This window comes from Limosilactobacillus difficilis (genome assembly GCF_947387495.1).
GTDB lineage: Bacteria > Bacillota > Bacilli > Lactobacillales > Lactobacillaceae > Limosilactobacillus > Limosilactobacillus difficilis.
Window position 1 is genome coordinate 48760 of the sequence record NZ_CANDNU010000001.1, and the last position, 11878, is coordinate 60637.

General features: G+C 49.9%; 10 protein-coding genes. 9 read left to right on the plus strand and 1 reads right to left on the minus strand.

The genetic code is table 11. The features are described 5' to 3' along the window. The 8 genes from QOR82_RS00225 (at position 1) to pepT (ending at position 8071) form a co-directional block, all read left to right on the plus strand. Positions 1-1155, plus strand: a complete 1155-nt coding sequence (locus QOR82_RS00225) for an N-acetyldiaminopimelate deacetylase (protein ID WP_283582757.1) — start codon at positions 1-3, stop codon at positions 1153-1155. Between the two features lie 12 nt (positions 1156-1167). Beyond that, positions 1168-2088, plus strand: a complete 921-nt coding sequence (gene dapA, locus QOR82_RS00230; protein ID WP_283582758.1) for a 4-hydroxy-tetrahydrodipicolinate synthase — start codon at positions 1168-1170, stop codon at positions 2086-2088. Between the two features lie 7 nt (positions 2089-2095). Continuing rightward, positions 2096-2875, plus strand: a complete 780-nt coding sequence (gene dapB, locus QOR82_RS00235) for a 4-hydroxy-tetrahydrodipicolinate reductase (RefSeq protein WP_283582759.1) — start codon at positions 2096-2098, stop codon at positions 2873-2875. Between the two features lie 32 nt (positions 2876-2907). Further along, complete coding sequence (locus tag QOR82_RS00240; protein ID WP_283582760.1) at positions 2908-4095, plus strand: aminotransferase class I/II-fold pyridoxal phosphate-dependent enzyme; 1188 nt, start codon at positions 2908-2910, stop codon at positions 4093-4095. Between the two features lie 14 nt (positions 4096-4109). Next, entirely contained in the window at positions 4110-5174 is a 1065-nt protein-coding gene (locus tag QOR82_RS00245) for an aspartate-semialdehyde dehydrogenase (protein ID WP_283582761.1), read from the plus strand. Between the two features lie 105 nt (positions 5175-5279). Beyond that, entirely contained in the window at positions 5280-5975 is a 696-nt protein-coding gene (locus tag QOR82_RS00250; RefSeq protein WP_283582762.1) for a tRNA (adenine(22)-N(1))-methyltransferase, read from the plus strand. Continuing rightward, a complete protein-coding gene (locus QOR82_RS00255) occupies positions 5972-6799 on the plus strand; it encodes a Nif3-like dinuclear metal center hexameric protein (protein ID WP_283582763.1) in 828 nt (275 codons plus the stop codon). Before QOR82_RS00250 ends, QOR82_RS00255 begins: the two co-directional genes overlap by 4 nt. An 18-nt stretch (positions 6800-6817) precedes the next feature. Beyond that, positions 6818-8071: a peptidase T gene (pepT, locus tag QOR82_RS00260; RefSeq protein ID WP_283582764.1), complete on the plus strand. Its 1254-nt coding sequence runs from the start codon at positions 6818-6820 to the stop codon at positions 8069-8071. A gap of 47 nt (positions 8072-8118) precedes the next feature. Here the strand turns inward: pepT and QOR82_RS00265 are convergent, their stop codons facing one another. Next, positions 8119-8322: a DUF2929 family protein gene (locus tag QOR82_RS00265; protein ID WP_283582765.1), complete on the minus strand. Its 204-nt coding sequence runs from the start codon at positions 8320-8322 to the stop codon at positions 8119-8121. Between the two features lie 103 nt (positions 8323-8425). Between QOR82_RS00265 and dnaE the strand changes: the two genes are divergently transcribed. After that, complete coding sequence (gene dnaE, locus QOR82_RS00270; protein ID WP_283582766.1) at positions 8426-11782, plus strand: DNA polymerase III subunit alpha; 3357 nt, start codon at positions 8426-8428, stop codon at positions 11780-11782. Positions 11783-11878: the final 96 nt, after the last annotated feature.

The following is an 11878-nucleotide window of genomic DNA, read 5'->3' on the forward strand; positions in this document are numbered from 1 at the left end:
ATGGCATATACACAGGATCAATTAGTCAAAATTCGCCGTCACCTTCATCAAATTCCAGAACTGGCCTTGCACGAGAAACAAACGCACGCTTACCTGCTCAAATGCGTGCAGGAAATGTCACAGACCTACCTAACCATCCGGGAACCGGCAGAGTTGCCGACCGCTTTAATGGTGCTGGTCAAGGGCAGCGCCCCGCAGCGGACAATTGGTTACCGGACTGACATTGATGCATTGCCGGTGACAGAACAAACGGGCTTGCCATACAAGTCCAAGCATCCTGGAGTGATGCATGCCTGTGGTCATGATATTCACATGACAGTGGCCCTCGGAGTTTTGAAATACTTTAGCGAGCATCAGCCAAAGGACAATTTGCTCTTCTTCTTCCAGCCAGCCGAGGAATCGGAAAACGGTGGGAAACGAGCTTATGAACTAGGCCTCTTCAAGGGGGCATGGTGCCCGGATGAATTTTACGGTCTCCACGATAATCCTGAATTACCGGCGGGAGCGATTGGTTGCCGCATGGGAACACTGTTTGCTGGCACGACGGAAGTCAACATCGATCTGCATGGCAAGGGCGGTCACGCCGCTTACCCCCAAGATGCTAACGACATGGTTGTGGCTGCTGCTGCTCTCATCATGCAGGTGCAGACGATTATTTCCCGTTCAATTGACCCAATCCAGAGTGGGGTTATCACCCTGGGAAAGTTTCAGGCGGGAACAATTCGCAATGTGATTGCGGGGGATGCCCGGGTTGAAGGGACCATCCGTGGTTTGACCCAGAAAATGATCAAGCAAATTGATGCCCGTCTGCAGGATGTTTGCGATGGGATTGCGCGCTCCTACAATTGTGATGTAAAGCTGGGATTGAATCAGGGAGGCTACTGGCCGGTAGAAAACAATCCGGCCTTGACCAAACGTTTCATTAACTTCATGGCTAATAACAAGGACGTGAACTTTATTGAAACGGCACCGGCGATGACCGGTGAGGATTTCGGCTTCTTGTTAGCAAAATTCCCCGGCACGATGTTCTGGCTGGGAGTCGAAGATGATTCGCAGCTTCACTCCGCCACATTAACTCCTGACGAACGGGCACTATCGCGGGGTGTTGATGCAATTAGCTCATTTTTAGAGTACCGAATGAATGACCAAGATTAAGGAGATCTTAGAATGACTGCTTTGAAGGATGCCGATCTGTTGACGGCGCTGGCCACTCCTTTTGACGAAGATGGCTCTATTAATTATGATATTTTAGAAAAATTAACGACTTACTTGATTGATCAGGGTTGTAACGGTTTTGTGATCGGCGGAACGACTGGAGAGACCCCGACTCTGAGCCACGACGAAAAAATCGCTCTCTATCGACACTTTGGTCAAATCGTGAACGGGCGGGTGCCAGTTATCGCCGGAACGGGCAGCAATAACACCCAGGAGACGATCGCCTTTACTAACGAAGTTGCTGAAATTGCGGGCATTGATGCGGCCCTGGTGGTTGTGCCGCCTTATAACAAGCCTAACCAGCGTGGAATGGTTGCTCACTTTACAACGGTAGCCGATGCGGTGAAGTTGCCGGTGGTGATGTATAATATTCCTGGGCGGACCGGCGTTAAGATGGAAGCGCAGACCATTGTTGAATTGTCACACCATGAGAATATCGTTGCTGTCAAGCAGTGTGGACCGTTAGAAGACATGGAATACATTGTGGACCACAAGGATCCCGACTTTCTCGTCTTTAGCGGTGAAGATGCCCAGGCACTGCCATTCCGCTTGCTCGGTGGTAACGGGGTGATTTCGGTGGCAAGCCACGTCTACTGCAAGCAGATGCGGCAGATGTATGATGATCTGTATGCGGGCAAGTACCAGGAAGCAGGTAAATTACAACGCTGGTTAACGCCACGGATGGCGGCGCTGTTCATGTTCCCGTCGCCATCACCGGTGAAGGCTGTGCTCAACGCTCAAGGCTTTGCGATGGGTGGCTGTCGCTTGCCGATTGTTCCTTTAAATGCCGAAGAGAAAGCACGGTTAGCGACGGCTTTGTCATTGCCGAGTGATGCATTGCAGGGGAAGTTACCGCTGGATTTAGGGGAGTAGGTATTAAATGAAAAAAGTATTAATTGCTGGTTACAATGGTTCAATGGGTCAGAAGGTTGTCAAACTGGTACAAAGTCTTGACGATTTTGTAATTAGTGCGGTGGTTTCACCCACGACAACGGCCCAGGATGTGAAGGATTTGGCATTAGGAGATGATGTCAAGGTTTATCACGATGCATCTGAAGTGGCCGATGGCGATGCCGATATCTGGGTAGACTTTACAGCTCCAGCGGCTGTCTTTGACAACGCGACGGCGGCGATTCAACATGGGATTCAGCCAATCATCGGGACGACCGGTTTGAGTGATGAACAGGTAAAGAAATTACAATCTTTAGCCAAGGAAAAGGGGATCGGCGGCTTGATCGCCCCGAACTTTGGAATGTCAGCCGTCCTGCTGATGAAGTTTGCTCGTGATGCCGCTAAATATTTCCCTGACGTTGAAATTATCGAAATGCACCATGCTGATAAAGCTGATGCTCCATCTGGTACCGCTCTGGCAACCGCTAAAATGATTGACCAGAACCGTCCGGAACACGAGTCCAGTCCCGACAAGGTCACGACGCTCGATCATGTGCGTGGTGGCGATTACCACGGCATTCATATTCATTCGGTTCGTTTGCCGGGTTATGTGGCCCATGAGCAAGTGCTTTTTGGCGGCCCGGGCGAAGCGTTGACCATCCGGCAAGATTCCTTTGACCGCGGCAGTTTCATGAGCGGTGTCAAGGTGGCCCTTGAACACGCTGACGATTTGAAGACCCTTGTTGTTGGCCTAGAAAATATTCTTTAGTTCACTGACAGATTTTATTGGAGGTAAAAAAGATGCCACAATTAGCAGAAGATTTAAACAAGACGGTCAATGACCGAATTACGAAGATGCAAATCAGTGGGATTCGGGCCTTTGATGGCATGTGCAGCAAGATTCCCGGAATTCTTAAGCTGACTTTGGGTGAACCCGACTTCAATACGCCGGAACACGTGAAGCAAGCAGCTATCGATGGAATCAAAAACAATGATTCCCATTACTCGGTCAACCGGGGCAAGATTGAACTGCGGCAGGCTATTGCAAGCTACATCAAGCGCAGCCGGGGGATCGACTATGATCCTGAAACGGAAATTATTGTTACGATTGGGGGGACCGAAGCCTTAACCTCCACGATGATGGCGATGTTAAACCCTGGCGACAAGGTAATTATCCCGACACCGGTTTTCTCCCTTTACTTCCCAATCGTTGAAATTACAGGGGCTAAGCCGATCCTCGTCAACACAGCAAGTGATGACTTTAACCTCACCCCAGAACGTTTGGAAGACGAAATTGCTAAGGCCGGCGATGGAGTGAAGGCCGTAATGCTTAACTATCCAACCAACCCGACTGGCCGGACTTACACGAAAGAGCAAATCCAGGCTTTGGCAGCGGTTATCAAGAAGCACCATCTCTTTGCTGTCGTCGACGAAATTTACAGTTCATTGATCTACGGTGGCCGTAAGCACTACTCAATGGCTACCGAGATGCCCGAACGGACGATTCTCGTTTCTGGTTTGTCTAAGTCCCACGCGATGACTGGTTACCGGCTCGGCTATATCTGCGGGCCAGCCAAGTTCGTTAACGAAGCTGGTAAGATTCACAGTTACCTAGTCACGACTGCAACTGACGCTTCCCAAGACGCGGCTATTGAAGCTTTAAATAACGGTGACGAGGACCCAATCAAGATGCGGGCTGAATACGAAAAGCGCCGTGACTACTTGGAAGCAGCATTGCGCAAGCTGGGCTTTGAGATGGCCACGCCAGAAGGTGCCTTCTACATGTTCGCTAAGATTCCGGCCCAGTACGGTACGGATGACCTCAAGTTTGCGACCGATTTGGCTAAGCAGGCTAAGGTCGGTTTGATTCCAGGCAACGTCTTCGGCCCCGGTGGTGAAGGTTACGTACGGCTGTCGTACGCTGCTTCTGACGCTGATTTGCACGAAGCTGTCAAGCGAATCAGTGCCTTCATGGAACATTTGAACTAAGACGGGGTGAGGTCATGAGTAAGCAGTATAACGTTGCAATTTTAGGGGCCACTGGTGCTGTTGGTCGCCGGATGATCGAACAGCTGGCGATGGAATGCGATAAGATTCCGGTTAAAGGGATCAAATTGCTGGCTTCTAAGCGTTCCGTGGGCAAGGTATTGGAGTTTAACGGTCAGCCAGTAACGGTTGAAGAAGCTAAACCAGAATCCTTCGATGGTGTTGACATTGTCCTGTCATCGGCTGGTGGCTCGGTTTCGGCTAAGTTGTTGCCGGAAGCTGTCAAGCGGGGTGCGGTTTGCATTGATAATACCAGTCATTTCCGGATGGAACCGGATGTTCCCCTGGTGGTTCCCGAAGTTAACCCCGAAGCGTTAAAGAACCACCACGGTATCATTGCCAACCCGAACTGTTCGACCATTCAGATGGTGATGGCTCTTGAACCAATTCGCCGCAAGTTTGGCCTCAAGCAAATTATTGTTTCCACCTACCAAGCCGCTGGTGGTGCGGGACAAAGTGCAATTAACGAACTATTGAAGGAATCCCAAGATTACATCGACGGTAAGCCGATGGAGCCTGATGCCAAGATTCTGCCAACAAAGGGGGACCGGCGTCACTACCCATTAGCTTTCAACCTCTTGCCGCAAATTGACGTGCTGGAAGATTCGGGCTACTCCCATGAAGAGTGGAAGATGATCCACGAGACAAAGAAGATCATGCTCGGCGACATGAATGCTCAGGACATCAAAGTTACCGCTACTTGTGTCCGGGTGCCAATTCCGATTTCACACGGGGAGAGTGTCTACTTTACGGTTGAGGACTCGACTGCCACGAACGAACAAATTCAGCAGGCGGTAGCTGACTTTCCTGGCAACGTCTTGCAAGACGACATCAAGCACCAAGTCTATCCGCAACCACTATACGCAACTGGTCACCGGTCCACCTTTGTTGGACGGATTCGGCCTGATTACGAAAACAAGGGAGCCTTCAATATGTGGGTCGTTGCTGACGACCTACTCAAGGGAGCCGCTTGGAACACGGTTGAAAATGCCGAAAAGATGGTTGAAATGGACTTGCTTTAAGTTCATCAATTGAGATCAACGGGAGCGTGAGAGACTTTTCTCATGGTCCTGTTTCTTTTTGGTTGCGGCTTTGTGTATAATGACAATGCAAAGGGAGGTTTTTTTGTGGACGAACATCATCTTTCCCAGCGGTTGCAACTTGTTGCTTCATTTGTCAACGCTGGGTCGCGAATTGCGGATATTGGGGCGGATCACGCCTACTTGGCAGCTTCATTGATCGTCAACAACGTTGCGGAGTACGCGGTTGCGGGCGAAGTGGCGCGCGGACCGTTTGAAAACGCTGTGGCCGAAGTGAAACGGCAAGGTTTGACTGGTCGAGTAATTCCCCGATTGGCGGATGGTCTGGCTGCCATCAACGATTCTGACCGGGTCGATACAGTGATTATTGCCGGAATGGGTGGGAGCCTTATTCGCAAGATTTTAGATCAAGGTCAGGCACGCTTAGCGACGATTCAGCGGCTGATTTTACAACCTAATATTGGCGCAGCAAACCTCCGTCGCTGGCTCGCTGACCATCGTTTTCAAATCAATCACGAGCAACTGGTTGAAGAGGATGGTCACATTTATGAAGTCATCGTTGCGGACCCGGTTGCCATGCCGGTTGTCTATAATGAGCGGGAACTCATCTTTGGCCCCCTTCTATTAGAACAAGCGGGCCCAGTTTTCCGTGACAAGTGGCTCGGAGAATTGCAGCGCGACGAACGGACCATCCAGCAGCTTCAGAAGGCCAAGCAAAGTCCCGTGGAAAGAGAAGCAAAGTTTAAGCACCGGATCGATTTAATTAAGGGGGTTTTAGGATGATCACAGTAGGAACGTTAACGCATCGTTTTGAACGTTTTGCTTCGCCGCAACTCGCTGAGTCTTGGGATCACGTTGGTTTACAGTTGGGTTCTTTAAGTCAGCCGGTCAGGCGGGTCCTCGTGACCCTCGATGTCCGGCCCCAGGTGATCGCTGAGGCCAAGCGTCGCGGGGTTCAATTGATCTTTTCCCATCATCCCCTGATGTTTCATCCGGCCCGCGACCTTGACCTGGCCAATCCGCAGAATCAAATGTACAAAGACTTGATGGCTAATGACATCACAGTCTACTCGGCTCACACCAACTTGGACATGGCTAATGAGGGGATGAACGACTGGCTTGCTGCTGATCTCGGTCTCAAAAACGTTGAGCACCTTGACGACAGCGCTGTCGACCCGAACACCAACTTAGCGGTCAGCCTCGGCCGGGTGGGCGATTTGCCAGAAGCGATGAGTGTTGATAGCTTTAACCAGTATTGTCTGCAGCATTTCGACCTTCAAGGGCTGCGTTATAGTTACAACGAGTCTGATGCGAAAAAGAAGGTCCGTCGGGTTGCTGTTATTGGGGGTTCAGCTGCGAAATACTTCCCACTTGCTTTGGCAAAACACGCTGACGCCTTTGTGACCGGTGACGTTAGCTACCACATTGCCCAGGATATGCAGATTAATCACCTGCTGCTTGTTGATCCTGGTCACCATGTCGAGGTCACAATGGTTGATGGCCTGGCAAAACTCCTGCTAAAATGGAATCAGGAAGAAGAGTGGGGAATTGATGTTGTCAAGTCTGAAGTGAACACGGAGCCTTTTCACTTTTTGACCAAAGTATAAGTCCACGAGGTGAGTAAGATGGCAAAATATGCAGAGTTACTACCACGTTTTCTTAAATACGTGCGGGTCGAGACTCGTTCGGATCCCGAAAGTTCGACGATTCCTTCAACCCCTAAGGAGACTGCTTTTTTACAGCGGTTAGCGACTGAACTCCAGGACATAGGGCTTAGTGACGTACGCATTAACCCCAAGAATTCTTATTTACTAGCAACGATTCCCAGCAATCTGGGTGAATCCAGCAAGATCCCGACCATTGGTTTTTTAGCTCATATTGACACCGCTGATTTTAATGCTCATGGGGTCAATCCGCAGGTAGTCAAAAGCTATGACGGGCATTCGAAGATTCCGTTGGGGAAGAATGGCCAATATCAGCTCGACCCCGCTGAATTTCCGGCTTTAAAAAATTATGCTGGTCAAACCCTTATTACGACCGATGGCACTACTTTATTAGGTGCTGATGATAAAGCTGGAGTCGCTGAAATTGTCACGATGGCGGAGTACCTGATGGCTCATCCAGAAATTAAGCACGGAACTATCCGGATTGGCTTGAGCCCGGACGAAGAGATTGGGACGGGAGCCGATCATTTCGACGTGACAGATTTTAATGCTGATTTTGCCTTCACGGTGGATGCCGGGCCGCTTGGCGAACTGGAATACGAAACCTTCAACGCGGCTGCCGCGACGATTGACATTGCAGGCAAGGATGTGCACACGGCTGTTGCCAAAGGGGCGATGGTCAACGCCATTCAACTGGCGATCGACTTGCATGAATTATTGCCTGAACACGACCGCGCTGAACGGACTGAAGGGCGAGAAGGCTTCTATCATCTTTACCGCCTGGATGGGACGGTTGACCATGCGACGATGAAGTATTTAATTCGTGATCATGATAAAGCCATTTTTGAGGATCGCAAACAGCACTTAAGGGCGGTAGTGGACCGGATTAACCAGCGCTGCGGCGCTGACCGGGTTCATTTGACTCTTCGCGACCAGTATTACAATATGCGGGAGGTCCTCGAAAAGCACATGGATGTGGTGGAGCTGGCCAAGGCCGCGATGGAAGATCTTGGGATTAAACCCGTCATCTACCCGGTGCGGGGTGGTACGGACGGTTCAACGATTAGCTTCATGGGTTTGCCAACGCCAAACCTGTTTGCTGGTGGAGAAAACATGCATTCACGCTACGAGTATGTTTCACTGCAAACGATGGAAGCAGCTCTCGATGTTCTCCTGAAGATCAATGCACTGAACGTCGAAAACCATATTAAATAAAAAAACTGCCGCGTTTGAATCGCGGCAGTTTTAAATTCTAAATCAGATTAATTGTCTTGACGATGTGGGTCGGCGTGACCAGTAATCCAGCTGATGAGGTTAACTGCGATTAAACCGACAATGATTGCGACAATCCCGTCAAACAGGTATTGCGGTTGGACGCCTTCGAGCTGGGCGGTAATGTAAGTCAATACCTCACCAAGCAGGAAAGCCCAAAAGGCAACGATGACGTTTTGAATAAGCCACTTCATGCTCCTCACTCCTCTACTTGTCAAAACTATTGTACCATATTGACAGTGACCATTAAAATTTTTTGTAAAAAGTGGGGGAAAATGACGAAAGGAAGGTTTTGGAATGAATTTCGTGCCATTACAAGTAACAGGTACTTATACGCTGCTGCAAAGCACTATTGCGCCGGCCAAACTAGCCCAAGCTGCCAAAAAACGCGGCTACAGTGCGGTAGCGATGACGGACGTGAACGTGATGTATGGAACCGTGAAATTCTTCCACGCTGCGCAAAGTGTCGGCATCAAACCACTCCTCGGTTTGCAAATAGCGGTTGCTATCAATGATGTCGACGGGCACACCCTTCCGCTGGTTATCCTAGCGCGCGACCAACAAGGCTACCGGAACCTGATGATGCTGTCGAGTCTGCTTCAGACCAAGACAGATAACCAGCCGTTAAATGTTGATCAAATATTGCCCTTTACGAGGGGCCTGTTTGTCATCATTGCTGCCAGTAATAACGTTGGCTTAGCATGTGGGCCGGAAGCCAAAAGTGATTTGCTGGCTCAATTGTCCCAAGGCTTGTCTACTGGTCAGCTCTTACAGGGGATTAATCCTTATTGTTCGCCGATTCTGCAGACGACGCTAAAGGAAATTGCCAAGCGTTATCAATTGCCGCTAGTGGGGATGTCAAATGTCAGTTACCTTAATGCGGAGGATGCTTTTGCAACTAAGGTACTCAAAGCGATTGGTAACGGACAAACGATCGTTGACCCTTTGCATAGCAGCCAGGAGTCCGGTCAGCATTATTTGCGGCCCGTGGCCGAAGAAATTGCCGCCTACCAAAAGGCTGGCCTCGGTGCGGCGGCGGCAAAAACCGCTGAGATTGCGGATGCCTGTCAGGCCACGGTGGAGCTCAAAGCACCCGTTTTGCCTCATTTTCACAATGAAGAAGGATTAAGCTCAGCTCAATACTTGCGGCAGTTGTGCGAAAAGGGGCTCGCGAAGCGGCCGCTCGCGGCCGGGCAAACCCGGGCAGACTACCAAAAACGATTGAATTATGAGTTAAAGATTATTCATCAGTTAGGCTTCGATGACTATTTTCTGATTGAATGGGATGTGATGCGCTTTGCCCACCAGCAGAAGATTACCACGGGACCGGGACGAGGGTCAGCGAGTGGTTCGCTGGTCGCCTATGTTTTGGCAATCACTGAAGTGGACCCCCTCGAATATGACTTGCTCTTCGAGCGGTTTTTAAATCCAGAACGGCAGCAAATGCCGGATATTGACTTGGATTTGCCAGATAACCGTCGCCAGGAAGTTTTGCAGTACCTGCACCAAAAGTATGGTCATAAGCGGATGGCACAGATTATTACTTTCGGCACTGAAAAGACCAAACAGGTAATTCGTGACGTGGCCCGTGCTTTTGGCCTTCCCCAATACAGCCAGGCCGACTGGAGCGCCGCCATCCCACGAGAACACAACATTACTTTGCACCAGGCTTATCAGCAGTCCCAACGTTTTCGTAATTTTGTTGCTGACAGTCCACTTAATCAATTGCTTTACCAGACGGCATTGCGGCTCGAGGGGCTGCCGCGCAACCAGTCGACTCATGCGGCGGGGATTGTCCTGGCAGAGGCGCCGCTGCGTGATACGGTTCCACTAGAAACTGGCAGTGACGGAATGCTGATGACCCAGTATGACAAAAATGCCGTCGAAGAAGTCGGCTTGCTGAAAATGGACTTTTTAGGTTTACGCAATTTAACGATCGTCGATAACACGGTGCGTCAAGTTCGCCGTCAGCAGCCTGATTTTGACCTAAACCAGATTGATCTTAATGATCCTAGTGTTCTCAAAATGTTTCAGCAGGGTGCTACCAGTGGAGTATTTCAGTTTGAATCCCGGGGAATTCGGCAGGTGTTGGTGTCCCTGCATCCTGATTCCTTTAATGATATTGTAGCGGTTATCGCGCTTTACCGGCCGGGACCGATGGAAAACATTGCCCACTACATTGCTCGGAAGAAAGGACAGGAAAAAGTCAGCCTGCCTGATTCTCGTTTGCGGCCAATTTTGGCGCCTACCTATGGTATTTTGGTCTACCAAGAACAGGTCATGCAGGTTGCCAGTGTGATGGCCGGCTTTACAATGGGTGAAGCGGATTTGCTGCGGCGGGCGATGAGCAAGAAAAAACAGGCAACGATGGAGAAAATGCGGAGTCAATTTATCAGAGGGGCCGTTAAGAAGGGAACTGATGAATCGACGGCTAGCCGGGTCTTTGATTACATCGACCAGTTTGCTAACTATGGCTTCAACCATTCCCACGCGGTGGCTTATGCTAAACTAGCTTTTGAAATTGCTTATTTGAAGCTCCACGCCGGTCCGGCTTTCTTCACCGCTTTGATGAGTGATACTAGTGATGTAAAAAAACTTCGTGATTATGTCGAGGCCGCGCGCCGCGTAGGAGTTCATGTCAGTGGGCCGCGAATTAACCAGAGCGAATTGAGTTTTCATCTAATCGACACAACGATTTATTTTGGCCTCGCCAATATCAAAGGGATGCGTCGCGACATGGCACAGGCCCTTATCGAGGAACGGACGGCAAACGGGCCGTACCGAGATTTACCAAACTTTTTGAACCGGATTGCTGCTCAATGGCGGAAGGTTGAACCACTCAAGGCTTTAATTTTAGCCGGTTGTTTTGATGGACTTGGCTATAATCGCAAAGAGATGGTGACAGCCCTGCCTGACTTAATTAGTGGGGCTGAGCTTGGTTTAAACCACCTTGACTTGGGAGATAGTTTGACGACTACGATCAGTTCCTGCCCTGAATTTTCGCTAACGGAACGGCTCAATCAGGAACAAGAAGCACTGGGGGTTTATCTTTCTGGTCACCCCACAGATCAATATCAGCAGCTGGCCGAATATATTGGTGCCATTCCAATTAAGGAACTGGGGGCTACTGGGCGGGCTACAGTGGTCGCGTACGTTATGAAAGTGAAACGAATTACGACTCGTAAAAGGCAGCAACGAATGGCCTTTATTAGTGTCAGCGACGCAACTGGTCAGCTGGACCTCACCCTGTTTCCTAAACAGTACCAACAATTTGAACCGGTATTAGATCAAAATCGGGTGTTGGTAGTGTCGGGGCACCTCGAACAACGAGAACGTGGCTTGCAATTAGTAGTTGAACAGATGCAATCAGCCCGCCTGCTCAAGCAGCAGCTAGTTGACCATGTAGTGGATCGGTGGGCTGTTCAGGTGGTGAACGGTTTGATGACGCCCCAGGTTAATAAAATCTTGGACAGATTGTCCCAGGTCCATCCCGGCCCCGCTAGGGTGGTGGTTTATTATCCAGACTTGCACCAGCAATTTTTACAACCCAAGCAGCAATCCTTAGCGACGGACCAGCGCACCCGTGCCGCATTGAATGATGCCTTTGGCAGTGCCAATGTTTTCTTGCAACGTTTGAAAGCTGGAAGCCGGTAAAGTGCCGGTCTAACGAAAGCGCTTTTATTATCTAAATTGTGATTGCTGGGTGAAAATGGTAGAACAATGTGTTCAAAAAGTGGTATGATTTAGCTG